Origin of the sequence: Bacillus altitudinis 41KF2b, assembly GCF_000691145.1 — a bacterium.
GTDB classification, from domain to species: domain Bacteria; phylum Bacillota; class Bacilli; order Bacillales; family Bacillaceae; genus Bacillus; species Bacillus altitudinis.
Genome location: NZ_ASJC01000001.1, coordinates 305,013 through 327,620, shown reverse-complemented (window position 1 = coordinate 327,620; position 22,608 = coordinate 305,013). Strand labels below are relative to the sequence as shown.

Below are 22,608 nucleotides of genomic sequence, written 5' to 3'. Positions count from 1 at the left end.
CCCGTCCATATAGTATATGTGAGGCGGGGATCATGGCTTCTTTTATTTGAGTAAAAGGAGTGTGCTTTCGTGCTGCGATACACGGTAAAAAGTGGAGAAACACTTGCTTCTATAGCACTTGATTTTCGAACAACGACAGATGATTTAAAGACTGCAAATCCGTCACTTCAAGCCCGCGAGCCAGAACAAAATGAAGTCATCATCATCCCTGGGTTACCGGATCCTAACACGATCCCTTACCGCATATCTGTGTCAATTTCAGCGAAACGTCTCGTGCTGTTTTCTGGATCACAGCTCTTGCGCTCATACCCGATTGCAACCGGCAGAATATTAAACATGACACCGACAGGTTCTTATTATATTGTCAACAGACAGCCAAACCCAGGAGGTCCCTTTGGCGCCTATTGGCTGAGCCTTTCAAAAGTTCATTACGGCATCCATGGAACGAATAACCCGTCTTCAATTGGTAAAGCTGTGTCTAGAGGGTGCATTCGCATGTACAATCAGAATGTCATCGAACTTGCTTCAATTGTTCCAAATGGAACACCTGTGACCATTAGCCAGTAGGAGAAATTAATTGTACGAATGATTAAAATTTTATATGATAGAAAGTGGGATCTTCAGGTTAAGGAGCGTATTTATGGATATTTTTAAAAACAGAAATTTTGTTCGTCTCTTTTTTGCAGCACTTGCCTCGCAAATGGGGACAACAGTAGGCAATATGGCGTTTGCCTTTTATTTGCTCGATCATTTTAGTCATCAGCCCGCTTACGCCACTTTAGCAGAGCTAATGTATTCACTGCCTACGATCTTTGTTTTTTTTATGGTCGGTGTGGTCGCAGACCGTTTTGATCGTAAAAAAGTCGCAGAGAATTGTGATTGGATACGAGCTGGGCTGACGATCGTTTTATTTATCGTCATTTATTTTAATTCACTGCCGCTTATTTTCTTGATCTTGTTTATACGAAGTGCCATTACGAAGTTCTTCTATCCAGCTGAAGCCTCTCTCGTTCAGGCCATTTTAAATAAAGATCAATATGCAAAAGCTGCAGGTTTAAATCAGATGCTGTTTAGTTTGTTTATGGTATTTGGTGTTGGAATTGGTGCCATTATGTATAAAACGATTGGACTTCACGGTGCCATTACCATTGATTTGGTCAGTTTTATTATTTCCGGTATTCTTATTCGATCATGCAATATTCCAATTGAAGCACGACAGCCTAATGGACAAGCAGGCTGGAAAGGCATGACCGTTAAAACATCTCTAAAAGATTTTAAAGAAGGCATTCTCTATATTTTAAAAAATAAATTATTGGCTTCTTTAATTTTTGGCTTTTTTGTTTTTGGTCTTGTGAATGGCGCATTTGCCGTTCTTCCGATGTTTACAATGAAATACGGTCTTTCACCGGACCATTTTGAACTGCATACATCCTTTTTTACGATCGCAATCGGTGCCGGACTTCTAGTTGGAAGCTTACTTGGCTCTATTCTTGCAAAAAAGGTAAAGATGCAATATCTCATGTCGATTCCAATTCTAGTTGCAGGTATTTTAATTTTTGTCCTTGGTTCTACCCATACATTATGGTTATTTTATGTCACATCATTTGTCATTGGTACATGTATTGGTCCAGTCAACATTGTCATTGGAGGCTGGCTCCCAAGAATTGTTCACCCTCGTCTGATGGGACGCGTATCAGGGTGGGTTGATCCGCTTACCATGTTTGCACAATCAATGACGCTAGGTTTAATTGCCGTGTTATTTCCAAAGCTCATCACCAATGTTTCTTACATTTATTACGGAATGGGTATTATTATTTTACTCGTCTTCCTTTTTTACTTCATTACACTGCCAAAGTTCAGCAGAGAAGCTGCCGACTTAGATGTACAGCGTGAATTAAAAGGTCAGGGAGTACAATAGATGAAGCAAAAAGGGCTAAAATAAACATTATTTTAGCCCTTTTTCTTCTTTTCAGTGTGATAGAAAACCTTTGCAGTCTAGGAAGGACGAGTACTGGCGCGGAGCGAATTTCACATTCGTGAGCACCAGCACGCAGGACTGACAAAGAATGCGAGGGTTTGTCTACATGCTGAAAGGACTTTCTTCTATAGAAAGTCCTTTTTTCATGGGTGTAACATAAACGACGATTATTTTTTCTGCTCATGGAAATGATTCGAAGCAAAATGAACGATTCTATCGACTGTATAAATGCTAATAAATAAGATGAGAAAAAGAAGAAAAGGATGAATCGGCCGATCATCTATCACGTACACAATGCCTCCAACGACAAAAGCGACCAATAAAGGCGTTAAAATATCTTTCAATCTAAACCGTCCTTTCTGTCCTCATTGACTTTGATCTTCATATTTTATAATATATTTTCCTTTTTATAAAATAAAAGGAATGTGCATAAAATTGCAACAATTTTAATAAAAAACCTTTACATTATTGGAAGTTTTATAGTAGGATAGTCAGGTTGGAGGTGAGGGGTATGCTAAAAAGCTATTATTTTATTCATTCAAAAAATGATCAAGGACAATATGTTGTACATACAGAAGACTGCGCATTTTTAGGTGATGCAGCAAGTCGTACGTTGATTGGTCTGCACATGAATGGTGAAAGCGCCATGGATGAAGCTAAAAAAATGACGAACGAAACAAATTTTAATGGTTGTTTTTATTGCTCTTATTCTTGTCATACGAAATAAAACATGATGTTATGTTTGTCTTACATATGATAGATCTGCAGTCATCTAAACCTATTTAACTTTAATTTGTAAAATAAAAATTCTCCCTGTTAAAGGGAGAATGAATTATATCTATTAGCTTTTATGAGATTTCTAACGTTTTTTTATATTGAGCTTATTAGATTCTACAAACCCCAGATCTTTACCATTTTTACTATATAAATCGACAAATACTTTAGCTTCATATCCTCTTTGCTTGTATTCTGGTAGATTTAAACTTAATTTTTTCAGTGGGGTTTTATATTTAAAACTTCCTCTTACAAATTTTGCATTGTATGTATAAAGTGCAATTGGAATCAAATGAGCTTGATATCTTAATTCACCACATTGACCATTTTGTTCAATTGTAAAATCGACAGTTTTAGCATTTTTAGAATAATTGGTAGCATCTGTCCATACTCTTACCTTACATGTAGATTTAGCAAAATAAGGGGTTTGCCAATTGCTAGTTGCTGCTGATGCATCAATAGAAAAAAAGATTGAAACACATAAAAATACGAACGAAATTACTAGTCTTAACTTCATAAAATCACCCTTTTTTAAAAATATATAGAAATTATACAATATTATTACATTTTGATCAACAATTCCTTCTGAATCACAATATACGAAAACGTTTTCAAAATTATTTTTTCAATTTTCATATTATAAATAATTTTTTGCGTATTTAATCCCAATTTGTTTCTATAATAAACATCAAGTCATGTGGACAATTAAAAAAATGCCGATCAAGTCCAATACATATATCACTTTTAACAATAACCCTATTTGCAATTTACTAATAAAAACGTATAATTTATACTAAGCACAGGAAGACGAAAGACAAAGGAGAGAAAAAATGGACGATTATGCTCATACTAAAGACATAGAACCTACAGCAGAAAACATCGCAAAAGCCATTTATACTGTTAACCGCCATGCTAAAACCGCACCAAATCCCAAGTTTCTTTATCTTTTGAAAAAACGTGCGCTGCAAAAACTATTGCAAGAAGGTAAAGGAAGAAAAGTGGGCCTACATTTCTCTAACAATCCCAGATATAGTCAACAACAGTCCGACGTGCTGATTGAAATTGGAGATTATTATTTTCATCTGCCACCAACTAAAGAAGACTTCGAATTTTTGCCACACTTAGGAAATTTAAATCAATCATATCGCAATCCGAAAGCGAATATGTCATTAAATCGAGCGAAACAAATACTTCAAACGTATGTCGGTTTAAAAGAAAAACCTGCCGCCACAAAACAAAAATCACATTATACAAAACCCGTCTTCAAACGGCTCGGAGAAAGTTATTTTTAAACAGAAAAACCACTCAAAGCGAGTGGTTTTTCTGTTTATGGACAAAGGGCTAAAATGTTGTTTATTTTAGCTCTTTGTCTTCTTTTCTTTAGATAATAAAATGATCTACTTTTTCAATCAACTGATGAATTTCTGGTTTACTAATTTGATCATCTGCACCGATGGTTTCCCCTTTATGACGCAGATCGTCCGTAATTAATGAAGAGAAAATGAGAATTGGAATGGACTGTGTTAAAGGATTGTCCTTCAGCAGTTTTGTTAATCGATGTCCATCCATTTTTGGCATTTCTATATCTGTAATAATCATATCAATTTCTTCTGTCACACTAATGCCTTTACTGACAAGATCCATGACATGATCATATGCTTGTTTCCCATCTTCAAAGGTCACAATGTTTTTATAGCCTGCCTCGGTTAATTCATTTGTTAATAAGCGCATGAGAAGCGGAGAATCTTCAACAACATACAGCTTCTTCCCTGTTCTTCTCTCATCTTTCTCACCGTCAAACATATGATATGTGTCTACGCCAGATGCGGATTCAATATCATAGATGATTTTTTCGTAATCTGGAAGGAAAATCATTTTCTCGTCAAGCTTGATGATCCCTGTTAAATGACGGTCCATTCCTTGATTGAGTGCAGTTGGTTTTTCAATCTCTTCCCAGCTGACGCGGTGAATTTGTGATACCGTTCCTGTATGGAACACAAATTTCCGTTGGTTGAATTCAGTCACAATGTATTTCTCTTGTTCTGACTGATCTGACTCGACATTAAAAAAGGAAAATAGATTGATGACTGGTAAAATCTCGCCTCGTAAACTAATCATCCCTTCTACATCTTGGTGAGAGTGCGGTACAACTGTCACCTCAACTGGCTGAATAATTTCTCTTACTTTCATGACGTTAATGCCGAATTGATTTGAACCAATTTCAAACTTCACAATTTCCAATTCATTAGTACCAGAGTCAAGTAAAATTTCTTGTTTGTTTAAAGCCACGGAAATCCCTCTATTCTTCAATATAAGATTGTACTTTTTATATCGGCAGCATGGGTAAAAAGTTGACGTTTCTTTACGCTTTCTCTCGCACGAATTGATGAATCACAAGTCCTATGGCTGCAAGGATGAGCAAAGACCCTAATGCAAGACGGCTTGCGAGATTCCCATGTGCTGCAAATAGAAGTGTGACGGAGCCATAAATGATGGGACCAACAATTGAAGACACCTTTCCCGAAAACGCAAAGAGACCAAAAAATTGTCCTCGTTTTTCTTTAGGCGTCAGCTCAATAATGAGGATTCGTGATGATCCCCAGCTTGCGCCAAGTGAAATGCCGAATAGACTGCCTGCTACCCAGAAGACCCATTCAGTTGTCGCTGTCACAGCTAGAATGAGCGCCACAATTAAAATGACATACACGACTGTAATCGAGCGCTTTGCCCCGATGGCCTTTGTGACATATCCGAATAGAAACGAGCCAATGATACTTGAAATCGTGGACACAAGATACAGCAAAATAAATTGACCTGCCGTAAAACCAATGATAATTTTTGCATAAACAGCCATCATCGCAATCGCTGTCTGCAACGCATCATTCATAAAAAAGAAGGCGATCATAAAAATAAAGGCCGGTTTGTACTGCTTCATCTCTTTAAATGTACGAATAATCTCTTTATACCCGCTGAAAAAAGACGCCTTTTTCTCTTGCTGCGGGAGAGGTTGAGGATCTCTTATAATAAAGAGAAAGGGAAGAAAAAAGAGAAAGAATAAAAGGGCTGTCGGAATAAATGCTTCATGAAACTGGTCATTTCCTACAAGTAAATAAACAGAAAGGCCGACAAGTGTACCTAAATAGCCGACAGCAATACCGAATCCAGAAATGAGGGGGATTTCATCCTTTGTCCCAAGATCAGGCAATATGGTGTCATAAAAAACAAGACTAGAGTGATAGAAAAATTTGGCGATGACAAACAAGGTAACCACCACCAATAAGGAGACAGGAAGACCAAACCATTCGCTTGAGAAATCAATCCCAGCAAAGATTCCCATCAAAAAGGTACAGGCAATACAAATCAGGGTAAACACCATGATATACCGCTTCTTTTTCCCTGTACGATCAATCAGCACACCGTATAAAGGCGTAAAAATGACGAGGAAAAAGCTTGCAAGTGCGTTCGCATAAGAAATAAATGTACTGGCGATTTGATCCATCCTCGCACTGTCGCCTATCGTCTCCTGTAAGTAAAATGGGAAGAAAATGGTGATCATATTCGATGAAAATATCGTATTTGCAAAATCATACAATGCCCAGGCCAAAACAGGTGCTGTGAAAAAGAGCCCGAAGCTTACCCCTTTTTTCTGAACGGTCATTTTCCCTCTTTTCAATAGATTGACTCCCTTCTCTGCTTTATTTTCACTATCATTCTACTTTATGTGACGTTCCCCTCTTCCATACAAGCAATCTATACAAAAAGCACCCCTTACTATATAGCAGAGGTGCTTCTTTTCATTATTTCTTTACGACAATGGTACTTGCAATCAAATCGTGAAGTGCTTGTTTTTTTTCTGTGAAAAACGCAATGATGTAGCCAATGAATAAGATTGGAGACAAAAAGCCTTTTGCAAAAAAGCGGCCTGTCGCGCGCCCGAATGTTATTTTTTCACCCGTTACTTTTGTCACTTTGATGCCAAGAGCCATCTTGCCAAGAGTTCCTTGCAGCTTTGATGATTCCATGATCGCATAATACAGCCAAGTCACCGCGATACCGATTAAGGTCGTTACGCCATAGAAAAAGAGAAGGCCCATAATGACTGCCCATTCTTCATCCGTGATCACCGTTGAAGAATAGTAATAGCTATCATCATACATTAAAAATGCCGCCTCAGGGCTTGAGACAAAAAAGAGTGTTGCGAGAATAAATACAATGATTGAAAATGGTACACTAATAATGACACCGTCTAAAAGATGAGCAAGAAAACGATAACCTACACCAGCTAGTTCAGGATGTTTTTCTTCTTGAATAGGTGCTTCTGACATGTTTGTTTCCATCCTATTTCTCCTTTATTATGTATGTTTTCTATAAATTTCTTATAATCATTCGTTATTATATCTTATGAATATCGCAAGATCAATGGAGCTTTACATTTTTACATGAATTTTAGATCATTTTTCAATGATGATTTATGTGAATAAATACTGAAAATTCACGAAAATTATGGCACATCTAGTTCTTTCAACGCCTGATTTTTTAACATTTTGTGTTATTTTCGTCTCATTTCGATTCTTCTGTTGACAATCACGTTTCACATGGTACAATAGTCAAGGATTTTTTAAAGAAAGGTGTTCATGATGGGAACTGTCGTACTATTAAAGAACAACGAAATGACTGTGATTGAAGATATTTGCGAAGCTGATTTTTTAGACATGAAACATGGTTTATCAAATGAAGATGCTGCTTATATCTCTTGGTATGAAGATTACGATACTGCTTATGGATATTGATTTCATTTCATAGATGAAGCGTAAAAAAAGGCGATACAACCTTCAAAGAGGTGGTATCGCCTTTTTACGTTTGTGTGCTTCTTTCACTTTCAGGTTCTACATGAATAAAGATTTGTGCATGCGGAAACGCCTGCTGGATGTTCTCTTCAATTCGATCACATAATTGGTGAACATCTTCAATGGTTGTTTTTCCATGAACAATCAAATGGAAGTCAATATATTCTTCAGCACCGGATCGTCTTGTTCGAAAGTCATGATATTCAATGAATTCTTGGCTGAATGTTTGAATGATGGCCTCTATTGCTTGTTCTTCTTCCGGGGTTAACCGGGCGTCGACAAGCGGCGGGAAGGCTTCCTTCATGAGTTTAAACGCTTCACGCATAATATAGAGCGCTAGCACCATTCCAATAATCGGATCGAGGAAATACCAGTCCGTTAATGCAACAAGCAATAAACTAATAGCGACCCCTAGTGACGTAAACACATCTGTTAAAAGATGCAGTGCATTCGATTTCATGGCAACAGAATGTACTCGCTCTGCCTCTTTGTTCACAACTCTCGACACAACAAAATTGATAAGTGCCCCGATCAGCATGACCACAATACCAAGTACCGGCAGTTTAACAGGCTCTGGATGCATTAATTTATGAACACATTCATAAATGATCCAAATCCCAGCAACAAAAATCAACAAAGTTTCAATCGTTCCAGAAATATTCTCAACTTTCCCATGTCCATAAGGATGTTTTGAATCTGCCGGCTTTCTTGAAATACGAACAGAGATAAATGCAATAAAAGAGGCCATTAAATCGAGAAAAGAGTGAATGGCTTCTGATAAAACCGCAACAGATCCAGTTAACACCCCTACAATGATTTTAAGGACCACAACAAACGTATTACTCATGACGGATAAAAAGGCTATTTTCGATGTCTTTGCTGATTGATCCATCTATTATCGTCCTCCTTCAGGAGATCGTATGCCTGTGAAAGCAATTCCCATGACTTGATTCTCTCGTTCTTTCAGTTTATACCGTTTTGCCTTATTCTAATCATCTTAAGCAGAGCTGTATTTTCCGAGCAGGTTACGCTATAATAAATGTTGCTCTTTCTTCATCTATCACTCATGCTGTGATGGATAGGAGAATAGACTACATATAACGATATCCGAAGCCTTTCCGCAGGTGACATTTATGCAGTGAATGGTAAAATAGGATAAAAACATAAATTTTTAAGGTGATGAGAAATGGAGCATTTGCTGAATCCAAGAGTAAAGGATATTGAAATTTCAGGCATTCGAACATTTTCAAATCTCGTATCTTCATATGAGGATGTCGTTTCATTGACCATAGGTCAGCCCGATTTTTATACGCCGCATCATGTCAAAACAGCTGCCAAAACAGCCATTGACGAGAATTTCACCTCGTATACTCATAATGCTGGATTTTTAGAGCTAAGACAAGCGATCCAGCAGTACATCAAAAAGAAAGTCCATCTTGATTATGATGCAGAGACAGAAATCATTGTGACAACAGGTGCGAGTCAAGCAATTGATGCTGCGTTTCGAACCATTTTGACTGAAGGCGATGAGGTCATTCTGCCCGGCCCTGTGTACCCTGGCTATGAACCGATCATTCGGATGTGCGGTGCGGTGCCCGTGCATATTGACACAACAAATGCCGGTTTTAAATTAAACGCCAAGCTGATTGAAGATGCATTAACGGAAAAGACAAAGTGTGTTGTCCTTCCATACCCTTCAAATCCAACTGGGGTCACGCTATTAGAAGAAGAATTGAAAGAAATTGCACAGCTTCTTGAAGGAAAGGATATTTTTATTCTATCTGATGAAATTTATAGTGAGCTGACATTTGATCGTCCACATCATTCCATTGCTTCTTTCTTAAAGGAACAGACGATTGTCATCAATGGACTGTCAAAATCTCATAGCATGACCGGATGGAGAATCGGCTTTTTATTTGCTTCCGCTCCTATTGCTAAACATGTATTAAAAGTACATCAATATAACGTGTCTTGTGCCTCGGCTATCTCACAAAAGGCGGCACTTGAAGCAGTGACAAACGGTGTGGATGATGCACTAATCATGAGAGAGCAATATAAGAAAAGACTCGACTATGTATATGATCGACTCATTTCTATGGGGCTTCCGGTCATTAAGCCTTCCGGCGCTTTTTATATTTTCCCTTCCATTGAATCGTTTGGGATGAGTTCATTTGATTTTTGCATGGAGTTGTTAGAAAGTACAAGACTTGCGGTCGTACCTGGTTCTGCTTTCTCTTCACTCGGAGAAGGATATGTGCGCCTTTCCTATGCATATTCACTTGAAACGTTAAAAGAAGGACTTGACCGTCTCGAACAATTTGTACTTGAAAAGCGTTCCATACAATCAATAGACGGATGAAACAACGGCTCTCTTGCCGTTGTTTTTATTTTGCGGGAAACATGATGTGAAACACAGTCCCTTTCTCTGGATGGCTATCTACCCGGATGGTTCCGTTGTGATTTTCTAAAATATTAAATGTCACCATGAGCCCAAGCCCTGTTCCCTTTTCTTTTGTCGTTAAAAAAGGTTCGCCGATCCGCTTCATGACCGATTCAGGAATACCAATTCCTTCATCTCTAATCGTGACAAGTATCCCTTCTTTTTCGGCTTTGGCGGTAATGTCTACCTTCCCTCCGTCCGGCATGGATTCGACGGCATTTTTGATTAAATTGATAAACACCTGCTTCAGCTGGTTTTGATCCCCATTCATCAGGAGATCCTCCTCAATATCACTTGTGTTCATCAAAATTCCATTTAAGTTGGCCTGTGTTTCTAACAGAGCTGTGACTTCGCTAATGATTTTTTTCAAATCAAGCGTCTGCATGGATGCCGTTTGCTGCGGCTTCGCAAGCATTAGTAGCTCACTTAAGATGATTTCAATCCGGCTCAGCTCAGAGAAGACAATTTCAAAATATTGATCACGGTCTTTTGTTTTTGGTTTAATGAGCTGTAAAAAGCCCTTAATCGCCGTCAGTGGATTCCTTATTTCATGTGCAATGCCTGCTGCCAATTGACCTGCGATTGATAATTTTTCAGAGCGCAGCATGAGTTCTTCTGTCTGTTTTCGTTCAGATATATCTCTTAAAATAATTTGAACGGCTGTTTCACCAAAAAATGTGGTAGGGATACAAACCATTTCTGTATAAATCAACCGGTGTTTAAACGTATGGCAGCTCATCGTCACAATCTCAGAATCTGATGCTCTTTCGATAATACGTGATAAGCTCTTTTTGACTTTTTGCTGATCACATGAATGGATTTGATGAAAGATATCTTTTCCGATTAATTTATCGTAATGTTCGGCTTCAAATAATTTAATACCTGATTCATTCATAAATACCCATTTATGATCGTGGATGACGGCAATGGTATCAATCGAATTTTGGATAAGCAGTTGATACCGCTCTCTGCTTTTTTGAAGAACGGTTTGAAATTTTTTACGGGAAGAGATGTCCACTAAGAGTAAAAGTTCTGCCCGTTGATTTTGATAAATTGCCGGAGATGACTTCACCTCAATATGAATCATGCTCCCGTCTTGTCTTTTCCATATTTGTTCAATCATTCCGACTGGAAGGCCTTGCTGCAGTCTGTTGATTCGGCTTCTCACAATGTCATGGTACTCCTCGGCAATAAAATCAAATGCAGACTTGCCGATCATTTCATCTTTTGTACATACACCCATTAATTGCAGCATCGCATCGTTGGCATACACAATTTTCCCAAGCGCCGTAATACATAACGGATTTGGCAGCATGGCAATCAGATTTTCAGCTTCACTGACATCTTGGAAAGCCGGTAGACTGCCTAACGACTGTTCTGACACTTCTGTTGGTTGAAATGCTGCTTTTTGAGGCTCTGTATTCATTACCCTCATTTTCAGGATCATTTCTCTACTTAAATCGTTGTCTAACCCATCACAAGCAACAAAATCAATGCTTGCTTCTACCCATACAGCTGTAAGATCACTTCTAAGCAGTCTAAAGTGGCAAATCTCTAGCATGTGCTGATTATAGAAATAACTTTCGACGAGAAATTGATCTTCGGTATGAACAAAGTCTTTCAAAAAACACCCTAGTAAATCCTTTTGTTCATAGAGCAAAAGCTGCTTACAATTGGAAGAAATGTAGAGAAAGCGGCCATTAGAAGAAAGAACGGCATGTAAATCAATATTCGAGTACAGCTGATTCGAATCTTTCATTTTTTGTTCCATCGTCGTCCGACCCTCCTTTAATTTTTTTAGGGCTGTCCTTAGTTTGATGTATAAAAAGGATTCGCTAGAAAAACCGTATTTTCCTCCCAATCTCGTGTGAAACGTCCATATTTTCAGCAAAAAGGGAGCACTTTCTCTTGCTGTGCTCCCTGCTGTTTATTGCTTTTCATATTTCTTTTGTAATTCAACGTACTTATCAACAATTTTACTTGGAATGGTTTTAATGACAGGATCTTTATCTGATACATACGGTGTGACGACACTAAATGCCACTTTCGGATTGGAAGAAGGATAATATCCTCCAAAGGTTAAGTTGTACGTGGCATTCCCCCACCAGCTCCGGTTGGCACCATAGTAGAAGGTTTGGGCTGTACCCGTTTTCCCTGCGACATCATGCTGACCGAACCGGCCAGCGGCAGTCCCGCCTGTTGATGTGACCATTTTTAGTCCCATTTTGACGCGGTCGATATCTGCTTTCGAGTTGTTAATGGTGTTTAGCACCTTCGGCTCATATTTCTTCACAACTGGACCTACTTCTTCCTTATTCGTTGGGAAGTGAACACTTTTCACCACTCTTGGCTGAATACGGTTACCTCCATTTGCGATGGTCGACATGTATTGTGCGACTTGAAGTGGTGTATACGTGTCATACTGGCCAATCGCTTCATCAAGCAAGAGTCCGCCGACTGTCTGAGGATGCGTCTGCATTCCGCTTGATTCCTGCGGCAAGTCGATGCCTGTTTTCACGCCAAGACCGAATTGCGCATAGTAGTTTCTCATTTTTTGTAAGTGTTCAGGTCTTGCCCGTAACGGGCCATCTTTTTGATAGGTGATCCCTGCCATTCTCATCGCCACTTGGAACATGTAAACGTTGGAACTTTTTTGGAGTGCCTGAAGGTCGTTAACCCATCCAAGAACTTTGTAAGACTGTTTAGGCTTTCCTCCACTTCCCGCAAAATACAGCGGTGTATCCAAATAGGATTGATTGTGTGACATGCCATCTTGATAACCAGAGAGGACAGTAGCTCCTTTGACAACAGAGCCCATTTCATACTGTGTCGTAAATGTTCCGATCGCATAATCTGTGACGTCCCTGCCGTCCATTTTCTTCCCTGACATCGCGAGAACATCACCTGTGTTAGGGTCCATCATCACAACAAAGGCACGGTCCATCATATAGTTTCTTGCACTAGCGGATCTTAGCTCTGATTCAACGATTTTGTCGACTTCCTTTTGCAGCTCCATATCAAATGTGAGTGCAAGGTCAAGTCCTCTTCGTCCTTCTGTCCGCTTGATTTCATCAAGCAGTTTTCCGCCGACCTGTGTATATTGAACAGTTGCTTTTTCTGGATTGAGAAAATCCTCATATTGATATTCTAAATAACTTTTTCCTACTCGGTCATTTCTCGAGTAACCTCTTGCCATATAGTAATCTTCACGCTCTTTTATAATACCTTGCTCTGGGGTGGTGACACCGCCAAGGACATTATAGAGGGTTTTTTCATACGGATATTTCCTTGTCCAGTCATTGATGACATTTACACCAGGCAGTTCATCAAGATGCTCTGATACAAGTGAGATCTCTTCGTATGTCAAACTTACGGATGATGTCTGTTTTGATTCTTTTGTTTCATCAAGCAGCGCAACTTTTTCGTCCCCTTTTTTCTCTTCGTTCGGGTCCATCGCTTTCACGATTTGAGGTTCAAAGGCATATCCGCCTGTAAACCTGCGATAGATCGCTGCAACTGCTTTTTCCTCTGCATCTTTTTCGATCGCCTTGACTTCTTTCTTAGGCACACGCTCTACTTGAAGTGGATAGACATCTTTTGATTTAAGATTCTTTTGCTCTGCTTTTGAAATGAGCTTATCCGCTTCTTCCGGGTGGCTTGCCAGCCAAAAATCTCGAATGTCACGCTCTCTCAAAAAATCTGTATCCATTTTTATATAAGTCGCAAGTTTTCTTGCTACTTTAATCTTATCCTCCGCTTTCACACCGCTTTCTGATGTATAAACGATGGCAGGTACACTTTCGTTATCAACAACGACCCTTCCTCTCGCGTCATACATTTTTCCTCTTGGAGACGGGTATGATGCTGTTTTGACTTCAGTTCGGTTGGCTTGCTTTTTATAATCCTCACCATTGACGATTTGCAGCACGCCGAGCTTGATGACAAGTCCAGCAAATAAACTAAATACAGCGAAGAAAAAGAGATTAATTCTCCAGGCGTTCCGGCGCTTCATTTTTTTCTGCTCGGCAGCACCTTGATGCTGTTTCTCTCCCACTTATGTAGCTCCTCTCATCCTTTCAATCTTTTACAATTACCACTCATTATTGTAACACTTTTGTAATAGTTGTTACAGCGAAACAAGTGAAAAAAAGCTGTCAATCCCTATTCTGCAAAAAAATATACTAACACTTTAAAATATTGGTATGTTTATGTCGTTTTCTTTAAATAGAAAGATTCTCCATTCATTGATATAAGGAGATTCTTTCTATGACTTTAACAAAAATGACAAATGGGCGTTGTCAATGGAGGATGCTGGTACGTTTATAACAAAAAGTCCATGTTATGATTTTCTGTGAGAAAACAAAACAAAGATTTTAGGAGGAGTTACAAAATGAAAAAGAAATCATTCATTTTTTCAGCGCTGACAGCTGCTGCATTGATCACGTTCACTGGAGGGCATTCAGCTGATGCGAAAGAGCTTAACCTGAAACAAGTCATAAACGTACAGCATCAAGCCATTGATCTTCATACATTAGCTGCAAAATTACATATCTCTTCAGATGTAAACAAGCTAAGCACTTCAAATCAAAAAGAGATCGAAGCTCTATTAAACAAGCTGATCAAAAGTGGTCAACCTGTTACTGGAACAAAAGTGGTGAAAGAAGTAAACAAAGCAAAAAATGAGCAAAAACAAGAATCAGTGAAAAAACCAGCTACTTCTAAACCAAGCACACCAGCAAAAGAAAACACAACGAACAACAGCTCAAAATCTGATCAAAAAGACACAACTGCAACAAAAGCAGACAGCAGCTTAAATGCATTTGAACAAGAAGTGGTTGAACTGACAAATAAAGAGCGTGCAAAACAAGGCTTAAAAGCTCTTTCTGTTGATTCTAAATTAAGCAAATCTGCTCGCGCTAAATCACAAGATATGAAAGATAAAAACTATTTCTCTCATACAAGCCCAACTTACGGATCTCCATTTGATCAAATGAAGCAATTTGGTATCACATACAAAACAGCAGGTGAAAACATTGCGCAAGGTCAAAGATCACCTCAAGAAGTAGTAACAGCTTGGATGAACAGTGAAGGTCATAGAGCGAACATTTTAAACAAAAACTATACACATATCGGTGTAGGTTATGTGAAATCTGGTAACTACTGGACGCAGCAATTCATCGGAAAATAAGATCAAAAAAACCTGTCTCTATTTGGGACAGGTTTTTAGTTTGTCTTCTTTTTTCAGTAATGTGAGGGCTTGTTTACACGCTACAAACTGTTCCACCTAGGCGGGGCAGTTTTTTTATTTCACCCATAATTTATAGATGCTTTGTGTTCCGCTGTTTTCTTCGCCCTGTTCACTGAGCTTTTCATATAATGACTTCGCTAGTGAAAGGCCTGGCATCTTTTCTCCCATCAGCTCTGCCTCTTCAAGTGCAATGCCCATATCCTTGATAAAATGCTTCACATAAAATCCTGGCTCGAAATCACCTTTCAGCATTCTTGGCGCAAGGTTTGACAAAGACCAGCTGCCGGCTGCTCCTGTTGTGATGCTTTTAAGTACCTGCTCTGGATCAAGTCCTGATTTTTCAGCATAGGCCATTGCCTCAGCCACACCTACCATCCCTGCTGCGATAGCAATTTGGTTACACATTTTTGTATGCTGACCACTTCCTGCAGGTCCTTGATATTGAATATTTTCTCCCATTTGCTGAAATAGCGGCAGGCACGCTTCATAGGCTGCTTTTTCTCCACCAATCATAATGGCCAGCGTGCCGTTTTGGGCTCCAACGTCTCCGCCAGAGACCGGCGCATCTAATGCAAATAGTCCTTTTTCCTTCGCTTTCGCTTCAATTTCTTTTGCCAGCTGAGGTTTCGATGTGGTCATATCAATGAGGTATGTACCAGGTGCAGCATGTGCCACGAGTCCATCTTCTCCTAAATAGACTTCTTCTACATCTGATGGATACCCGACCATTGTGATGACGGCATCTGCCTCCTTTGCGATCTCCTTTACGGTCGATTTCCAAAGAGCACCTTTTTGAACCAATGTGTCTGCCTTTGCTTTTGTTCTTGTATAAACGAGAACTTCGTAGCCAGCATTCATTAAATGCCCTGCCATACTACGCCCCATTACACCGATTCCAATAAAACCAACTGTTTTGATTTGTGCCATCAAGAATTCCTCCTTATAGAGACTTTGTCAATCCACCATCAATGATGAGGGTTTGACCTGTCATATATGTATTGGCTTCAGATAAAAGAAAAGCCGCATATGCTGCAAATTCCTCTGGCTGCCCGTAACGGCCCAGCGGAATCATACGTTCAGCTTGTGCTTTGATCTCTTCAACCGATTGTTGCTCCTCTTGTGCACGGTGTTTGTCTAACTGTTTCACGCGCTCTGTTTCAATTTTCCCAGGGGCTAAGGTATTGATCAAAATGCCATCTTTGGCAAGCTCCTGAGCAGCTGTTTTTGTCCAGCCGGTAATGGCCGGTCTAAATGTATTCGACAGCATCAAGCCTGGGATCGGTTCTTTGACCGACATAGATGCAATATTTAACACGCGTGCACCTTGTTTTTTTAAATACGGCAAGGCTTCTTTTAATAACCGAATATAGCTGAGTAAATGAAGCTGAAATGATTCCATCCAATCTTCATCTGTTAAGGTTTCAAGTGTTCCTGTTTGAGGACCGCCTGTATTGTTCACGAGTATATCAAGACGTTTTTCATCACCTGCTGCTGCGACGACAAGCGCTTTAATTTGCTCGGCGTCAGATACATCACATACTTGATACGTCAGCTTCCCTTTTACAAGCGGGGATAATTCTTTGACCGCTTCTTGCAGCGTTTGCTCATGTCTTCCCGAGACCATCACATCTGCTCCCTCTTTTGCAAGATGAAAGGCAATGGCTTTACCGATACCTTGACTGCTTGCTGCGACCAATGCTTTTTTGCCAGATAGATTAACATGCATGTTGGCACCCTCCTCTGTTCATATTTTATCATACAAAAAGAACCTTGCTCACATGGCAAGGTTCTTTTCTGCAAGATTATAGTTTAAACCGATTGACTGCCTGACGCAGTGCCTGACTTGATTCGTTCAACATTTCTGTTGATGTTTTCGTTCTTTCTAAAGCTTGTACTTGTTCGTCTGTCGAAGCATGTACTTCCTCAGCTGAAGCGGCGGATTCTTGTGAAATGGCCGCAATACTTTGAATGGAATCATTCATTTTCTGCTGTTCTTCAGTCATTTCATTGATTTGTGTATGAATGCTGTCAATGGAGCCGACAAGTGCCTGCATTTCCATTGTGATACTGCTGAGTGCCTCTCCTGTTGAATTGATGGCATCACCTTGTTCTTCATTCATTTTGCTTGCTGCTGTCATCGCTTCAGCTGCCTTTTTCGATTCATCTTGAATGAGTTTTACGGTTTCACTAATATGTTTCGTTGATTCCGCAGATTGTTCAGCCAGCTTTCTGACTTCTTCTGCAACAACAGCAAATCCTCTTCCGCTTTCTCCTGCTCTCGCTGCTTCAATACTTGCATTCAGTGCGAGTAAATTCGTTTGATCTGAGATTTCAGAAATCGCTGTTACGACGTTTTCAATATTTTTTGTTTTATGCTCAAGGTCAAGCAGCATTTGCTCTACCTTCTTCGATTCTTCATTCGCTTGTGTTGATTTTTGGACGAGCAGACCAAGAGCATCAAGTCCTCTATAGCTTGCATCTTCCGATGATTTTGAGTTGGTTTGCATTTGCGTGGCAAGCTCACCCATATGACGAACTTTTTCATACAAATGCTCTGATTTTTCATTAATGGTTTCCGCTTCTGATGCTTGTTTCGTCGCTCCTACAGCGACCTCTTGAATAGCCGTTGCAATCTGTTCACTAGATAGCAAGGTCTCGTTTGAAATTTGGGTCACTTCATCCGTTGATTTCACAACCTGATCTGAAGACTCTTTCACTTTTTCAATTAAGTCCCTGATACCTTCAGTCATTTGATTAAAGCTTTTCGTCAGGAAACCTATCTCATCCTGAGACTTCGACTCAAGCGAGCTGGTTAAATCGCCTTCAGACACTTTACGAACATGCTCGATGAGGCGTTTAATTGGTGTTGTAATGCTTCTAGCCAATAAGTAGCTTAGAATCATGGCAAGTATAATGGCAATGACAGAAATAATGATACTTGTCTGATTCATTTGTTCAGTGATCCAAAGAAGTTTCTTTTTCTCGAAGCTCACACCGATCGTCCAGTTTGCCTCTTTAATTTTTGAGATGACGGTCAGCTGTTTGTCATCATCAATACCCGAGTTGTCGATCGCTTTTTTCACAGAAGCGACTTTTGAGATATTTTTTCCTTGCTCTGTTGGATGTGCCAAAATGGTCCCTGTGCCGTCAACTAAGAAAGCCGTTCCCATATAAGGAATCTTTTGTTCTTTTATATAAGACTGAATGGAAGCCAGTTTCAAGTCAAGTCCAGCGACACCGACTACTTTCCCATTTCGTACGATCGCCTTCGTGGCTGAAACGACCATTTCATTTGTTGCTTTATCAATGTACGGATCTGTCCATAGGACTTCGTCAGGCTTTTCAGCTGCTTGAATATACCAGTCTCGTTTAGACGGATCATACCCTTCACCAAAATCGGACTCCGGGAAAGCGAACATTTTACCATCACTTGTTCCTATATAGGCAAGCGAGATGAGTTCATCCTGCTCCTGCAATCCTTTTAATTCATCGTTTTCAAATGCCAATGTCTGCTTTGTTTGTTTTTGTGCAAAATCTTCAGTAAGTGTACTTGTTGCCAATTTGTTAATCGTATCACCGTAATTCTCAAGCTTTAGTGCTATGATGTCTCTCATGCTTTCTGCCGTTGCTGATGTCGTTGTTTTCGCATCTCGTTCAATCAGTGGTCTTAATACTAAATTGGAACCCACTTGAACTGCGACAACGGTTAAAATTAAAATAACTGAGATGAAAACAGCTATTCTCACTTGAAGTTTCTTAAACATCTCATCACCCCTACATCCTACTTTCGCATCTTAATGTGTATATCGGCAAAATTGGTACCGCATTCAATAGTTGTAAGAAAATTTAAATAGAAAAAACAAGCCATAATGACTTGTTTTAAGTAAAATATTCAATTTTTGCAGACGGAAAGTACTGTTCGATATATGATTCTAATGTCTGCCTAAGTTCTTGTTCTTCATCTTTTTGATAGATATATTTTCCAATTCCGTATCTACCCCACTTATATCTTCTCTTTTCTTCATCTAGTTCTAGTTTTGTTTTTGGATAGTTTTTTTGGATGACACGCTTCGCCGGTTTTGTAAAACGGTGCTGAATCATTTCAAAGGTGATATCTTGTCTCACTTCTTCAGGGAGAGCTGCATCGAGTTTTTCAAATAGGACTTTATAGCCCTCTTGCCACCCTTCATGAATGTAAATAGGGGCAATAATAAAGCCCAGTGGATAGCCTGCTTTTGCTACCTTTACAGCCGCTTCAATCCGCTGATCGAGTGGTGATGTTCCAGGTTCGAAATATTTAATGACATAATCGGCATTGATACTAAAGCGGAATCTTGTTCGCCCATTGTGTTTTGCATCTAACAAATGGTCTACATGATGAAATTTCGTAACAAAGCGTAGTTTGCCAAGATCGGTTTGGCCAAAGTATTCAATCGCTCGTTTGAGTGTGTGAGTCAAATGGTCAATTCCTACGATATCGGATGTACACGAGGCTTCAAATCGCGTGATATCAGGTGCACGCTCGTTCATGTACTGTTCAGCCTGATCTAAGATCTCTTCTACATTGACGTACGTACGAATGTACGGCTTACTCCCCATCGTCGTTTGCAGGTAGCAATAATGGCAATGCCCCATGCATCCTGTCGCAAACGGAATGGCATACTCTGCAGATGGTTTAGATGTATCAAATTTCAAGGTTTTTCTCACGCCGATAACGAGCGTCGATTTTGCATTACGGTACTTTTGCAAATCATTTTTCCCCGGAATATTTCTCACTTGGTTGTGTGAGGTTGTTTCTCTAATTTCAATTCCCATGCCTTCAAACTTTTCTTTCAGCTCTTGTCCTAATGGGTACTCTAGCGCCCGAGGTTCAATATACACAAGCTGGGGAACGAACGGTTTGATCATAATTAGCACATCCTTACCTTATAGGTTCATACCGTTACTTTAACCTCTCAGGATGGCTTCTATCCTTTCTAAAATCTCCCTTATTCAAACAGATCTTGATAAAGGGCTACTGCTTCTTCGTATGTTGGAAATACGGCATCATCAGGGGCTAATGGGTGATATGTTTCAAGTAGAAATAGCGCAAGCTCTTGCTCATTGTAAGGATGTGAAACGATTTCCGCTTCTTTAATTTGTGCGACATTGGCTGCATGTGGATTTCGATAAATGACATATACTTGATCACCCGGCTTATAGTTAGAGAAAGACAAACTGGTCACCTCCATTTTTTATGTTAGGATGCCCTTCTCTGCAAGCGATATGACTGATTATGATAAAATTCGACAAAAAAACCAGACAGTTTGACCTGTCTGGTTTACATCACCTAGTTATGTTGAAACGTTTTTTTCACGAAATCAACCACTTCTTCAGTTGTGCTCAGTGATAAGATATGCTCTTTAAATGATGCAGCCTCTTCCTTAGAAAGCTTGCTTAACTGCGTTCTTGCTGGAAGAATCGATGTTGCGCTCATTGAAAATTCATCTAATCCTAATCCAAGTAGGAGCGGGATTGCGATTTCATCTCCTGCCATCTCACCGCACATGCCAACCCATTTACCTTCTTTATGCGCTGCTTCAATCACAAGCGTTATGAGGCGTAAAATAGCTGGATTGTATGGCTGGTAAAGATAAGACACTCGTTCGTTCATTCGATCAGCAGCCATTGTGTATTGAATCAAATCATTTGTTCCAATACTGAAGAAATCTACTTCTTTTGCAAATTGATCTGCGATAACAGCTGTTGATGGAATTTCTACCATCATTCCGATTTCAATTGAATCAGATACTTCTGTACCAGCAGCAACCAATGCTTCTTTTTCTTCAAGTAAAATAGCTTTTGCTTCTCTAAATTCTGATAACGTCGCGATCATAGGGAACATGATTTTCAAGTTTCCATATGTACTTGCACGAAGTAACGCGCGTAGCTGTGTTCTGAAAATCTCCTGCTCTTCAAGGCAAAGGCGGATCGCTCTATAGCCAAGGAACGGGTTCATTTCTTTTGGAAGCTGCAAGTAAGGAAGTTCTTTATCGCCACCAATATCTAGTGTGCGGACAACCACAGCCTTGCCTTCCATCTTCTCTAAAACGGTTTTATACGCATCGAACTGCTCTTCTTCTGTTGGGAGCTGATCTCTGCCCATGTATAAAAATTCTGTACGGTACAATCCAACTGCTTCGCCGCCATTTTCAAGTACACCTTTCACATCTTCAGGTGTTCCAATATTCGCAGCTAACTCTACGTGAACGCCGTCTTTTGTGACCGTTGGTTGGTCAACAAGTTTCGCCCATTCCGCTTTTTGAGCTAAGTAGTCTTCATGCTTTTTTTGATACGCTTTCACTTCATCTTCAGAAGGCTGAATGATGACGTCTCCACTAATACCATCAACAATGATTAGATCATTGTTTTTCACTGTTTTTGTTGCTTCTTTTGTCCCAACAACTGCTGGGATTTCCATTGATCTAGCCATAATCGCTGAGTGAGAAGTACGACCACCGATATCTGTCGCAAAACCTTTGACGAATTGTCTGTTCAGCTGAGCTGTATCAGAAGGTGTTAAATCTTCAGCAATGATAATGACTTCTTCAGAAATCATACTTGGGTTTGGAATGTCAACGCCTAGCAAATGACCAGTGACACGTTTTGTAACGTCGCGAATATCCGCTGCACGCTCCTTCATGTATTCATTGTCCATTGCTTCGAACATCGTGACAAACATTGTTGCTGTTTCTTTTAAAGCAAATTCAGCATTTACTTTATCCGATGTGATTTTATCCTTCACTGGGTTGAGCAGCTCTGGATCACTTAACACAAGAAGGTGTGCAGAAAAAATATCCGCTTTATCTTGGCCAAGTTCTTTTAGCGCATGCTCTTTAATTGCTTCAAGTTCTTGCTTTGAAACATGAATTGCTTCTTCAAAGCGTTTCACTTCTGTCTCTGGATCATTGATGTCTTTTTGGTGAACTGTTAAATCTGGTTCTTCTAGACGATATGCTTTTGCAATCGCAACGCCTGCTGAAGCACCGATTCCTTTCAGTTGTTGCATTACTCGCCTAGGCCTTCACTTTTCATTGTGTCTTTTAGCGCAGCAAGTGCATCATTTTCATCAGAACCAGAAGCAGAGATTGTGATTGTAGCACCTTTCGCAATTCCTAGAGACATTACACCCATAATAGATTTCAGGTTCACTGTTTTACCATTATATTCTAAGTTGATATCAGCATCATATTTACTAGCAGTTTGTACAAGAACTGTTGCAGGACGTGCGTGAATTCCAGAATCTGCAGTTACTTTGAATGTTTGTTGAGCCATTTTTATC

The 22,608-nt window shown here is 39.6% G+C and carries 22 protein-coding genes; 7 read left to right on the top strand and 15 right to left on the bottom strand.

Annotated elements, in window-relative coordinates:
• Positions 1-69 precede the first annotated feature (69 nt).
• Positions 70-567 carry a L,D-transpeptidase family protein gene (locus BA79_RS01690; RefSeq protein WP_035700576.1) on the top strand — a complete coding sequence of 166 codons (498 nt, stop codon included), beginning with the start codon at positions 70-72 and terminating at the stop codon, positions 565-567.
• 73 nt (positions 568-640) lie between these two features.
• Positions 641-1,918 carry an MFS transporter gene (locus BA79_RS01685; protein WP_008348012.1) on the top strand — a complete coding sequence of 426 codons (1,278 nt, stop codon included), beginning with the start codon at positions 641-643 and terminating at the stop codon, positions 1,916-1,918.
• A gap of 227 nt (positions 1,919-2,145) precedes the next feature.
• Here BA79_RS01685 and BA79_RS19495 read toward each other — a convergent pair whose 3' ends face one another.
• Entirely contained in the window at positions 2,146-2,322 is a 177-nt protein-coding gene (locus tag BA79_RS19495) for a hypothetical protein (protein WP_008348014.1), read from the bottom strand.
• A gap of 167 nt (positions 2,323-2,489) precedes the next feature.
• Here BA79_RS19495 and BA79_RS01680 point away from each other — a divergent pair, with 167 nt between their 5' ends.
• Positions 2,490-2,705, top strand: coding sequence for a hypothetical protein (locus BA79_RS01680; RefSeq protein ID WP_035700573.1), 216 nt, complete (start codon positions 2,490-2,492; stop codon positions 2,703-2,705).
• A gap of 132 nt (positions 2,706-2,837) precedes the next feature.
• Here the strand turns inward: BA79_RS01680 and BA79_RS01675 are convergent, their stop codons facing one another.
• Positions 2,838-3,269: a hypothetical protein gene (locus BA79_RS01675; RefSeq protein WP_035700570.1), complete on the bottom strand. Its 432-nt coding sequence runs from the start codon at positions 3,267-3,269 to the stop codon at positions 2,838-2,840.
• A gap of 313 nt (positions 3,270-3,582) precedes the next feature.
• Here BA79_RS01675 and BA79_RS01670 point away from each other — a divergent pair, with 313 nt between their 5' ends.
• Positions 3,583-4,044, top strand: coding sequence for a YkyB family protein (locus BA79_RS01670; protein ID WP_007498684.1), 462 nt, complete (start codon positions 3,583-3,585; stop codon positions 4,042-4,044).
• Between the two features lie 88 nt (positions 4,045-4,132).
• Here the strand turns inward: BA79_RS01670 and BA79_RS01665 are convergent, their stop codons facing one another.
• From BA79_RS01665 to BA79_RS01655, 3 genes are all read right to left on the bottom strand, one after another.
• Positions 4,133-5,041: a chemotaxis protein gene (locus tag BA79_RS01665; protein ID WP_008348035.1), complete on the bottom strand. Its 909-nt coding sequence runs from the start codon at positions 5,039-5,041 to the stop codon at positions 4,133-4,135.
• A 73-nt stretch (positions 5,042-5,114) separates the two neighbouring features.
• Entirely contained in the window at positions 5,115-6,425 is a 1,311-nt protein-coding gene (locus BA79_RS01660) for an MFS transporter (RefSeq protein WP_035700567.1), read from the bottom strand.
• Positions 6,426-6,549: 124 nt separating this feature from the next.
• Complete coding sequence (locus BA79_RS01655) at positions 6,550-7,089, bottom strand: RDD family protein (protein ID WP_035700564.1); 540 nt, start codon at positions 7,087-7,089, stop codon at positions 6,550-6,552.
• 297 nt (positions 7,090-7,386) lie between these two features.
• Here BA79_RS01655 and BA79_RS19490 point away from each other — a divergent pair, with 297 nt between their 5' ends.
• Positions 7,387-7,542, top strand: coding sequence for a hypothetical protein (locus BA79_RS19490; RefSeq protein WP_155720694.1), 156 nt, complete (start codon positions 7,387-7,389; stop codon positions 7,540-7,542).
• A gap of 64 nt (positions 7,543-7,606) precedes the next feature.
• On the opposite strand, the gene BA79_RS01650 is transcribed toward BA79_RS19490, so the two are convergent.
• A complete protein-coding gene (locus BA79_RS01650) occupies positions 7,607-8,491 on the bottom strand; it encodes a cation diffusion facilitator family transporter (RefSeq protein ID WP_017359428.1) in 885 nt (294 codons plus the stop codon).
• Between the two features lie 294 nt (positions 8,492-8,785).
• On the opposite strand from BA79_RS01650, the gene BA79_RS01645 reads away from it, so the two are divergent.
• On the top strand, positions 8,786-9,958 hold the full coding sequence (locus tag BA79_RS01645) for an aminotransferase A (RefSeq protein ID WP_007498694.1): 1,173 nt from the start codon (positions 8,786-8,788) through the stop codon (positions 9,956-9,958).
• A 25-nt stretch (positions 9,959-9,983) separates the two neighbouring features.
• On the opposite strand, the gene BA79_RS01640 is transcribed toward BA79_RS01645, so the two are convergent.
• Together BA79_RS01640 and BA79_RS01635 are read right to left on the bottom strand one after the other, a co-directional pair.
• Positions 9,984-11,810 carry a PAS domain-containing sensor histidine kinase gene (locus BA79_RS01640; RefSeq protein WP_008348043.1) on the bottom strand — a complete coding sequence of 609 codons (1,827 nt, stop codon included), beginning with the start codon at positions 11,808-11,810 and terminating at the stop codon, positions 9,984-9,986.
• A 156-nt stretch (positions 11,811-11,966) separates the two neighbouring features.
• Positions 11,967-14,093 carry a peptidoglycan D,D-transpeptidase FtsI family protein gene (locus tag BA79_RS01635; protein ID WP_008348045.1) on the bottom strand — a complete coding sequence of 709 codons (2,127 nt, stop codon included), beginning with the start codon at positions 14,091-14,093 and terminating at the stop codon, positions 11,967-11,969.
• A 336-nt stretch (positions 14,094-14,429) separates the two neighbouring features.
• Here BA79_RS01635 and BA79_RS01630 point away from each other — a divergent pair, with 336 nt between their 5' ends.
• Positions 14,430-15,227 carry a CAP domain-containing protein gene (locus BA79_RS01630; RefSeq protein ID WP_017359431.1) on the top strand — a complete coding sequence of 266 codons (798 nt, stop codon included), beginning with the start codon at positions 14,430-14,432 and terminating at the stop codon, positions 15,225-15,227.
• A gap of 114 nt (positions 15,228-15,341) precedes the next feature.
• On the opposite strand, the gene BA79_RS01625 is transcribed toward BA79_RS01630, so the two are convergent.
• The 7 genes from BA79_RS01625 to BA79_RS01595 form a co-directional block, all read right to left on the bottom strand.
• Positions 15,342-16,214, bottom strand: a complete 873-nt coding sequence (locus BA79_RS01625; RefSeq protein WP_035700560.1) for an NAD(P)-dependent oxidoreductase — start codon at positions 16,212-16,214, stop codon at positions 15,342-15,344.
• Between the two features lie 13 nt (positions 16,215-16,227).
• A complete protein-coding gene (locus BA79_RS01620; protein ID WP_035700558.1) occupies positions 16,228-17,013 on the bottom strand; it encodes an SDR family oxidoreductase in 786 nt (261 codons plus the stop codon).
• A 76-nt stretch (positions 17,014-17,089) separates the two neighbouring features.
• Entirely contained in the window at positions 17,090-19,051 is a 1,962-nt protein-coding gene (locus BA79_RS01615) for a methyl-accepting chemotaxis protein (protein ID WP_035700556.1), read from the bottom strand.
• Positions 19,052-19,166: 115 nt separating this feature from the next.
• Positions 19,167-20,195 (bottom strand): spore photoproduct lyase, encoded by a 1,029-nt coding sequence (splB, locus tag BA79_RS01610; protein WP_007498710.1) that lies wholly within the window; start codon positions 20,193-20,195, stop codon positions 19,167-19,169.
• 80 nt (positions 20,196-20,275) lie between these two features.
• Positions 20,276-20,518 carry a transcriptional regulator SplA domain-containing protein gene (locus BA79_RS01605; RefSeq protein ID WP_035700553.1) on the bottom strand — a complete coding sequence of 81 codons (243 nt, stop codon included), beginning with the start codon at positions 20,516-20,518 and terminating at the stop codon, positions 20,276-20,278.
• Between the two features lie 98 nt (positions 20,519-20,616).
• Positions 20,617-22,335, bottom strand: coding sequence for a phosphoenolpyruvate--protein phosphotransferase (gene ptsP / locus BA79_RS01600; protein ID WP_008348058.1), 1,719 nt, complete (start codon positions 22,333-22,335; stop codon positions 20,617-20,619).
• The gene (locus BA79_RS01595; protein WP_003211078.1) at positions 22,335-22,601 is read right to left on the bottom strand and encodes a phosphocarrier protein HPr; all 267 of its coding nucleotides are present in this window, start codon (positions 22,599-22,601) and stop codon (positions 22,335-22,337) included. Before BA79_RS01595 ends, ptsP begins: the two co-directional genes overlap by 1 nt.
• Between the last annotated feature and the right edge of the window lie 7 nt (positions 22,602-22,608).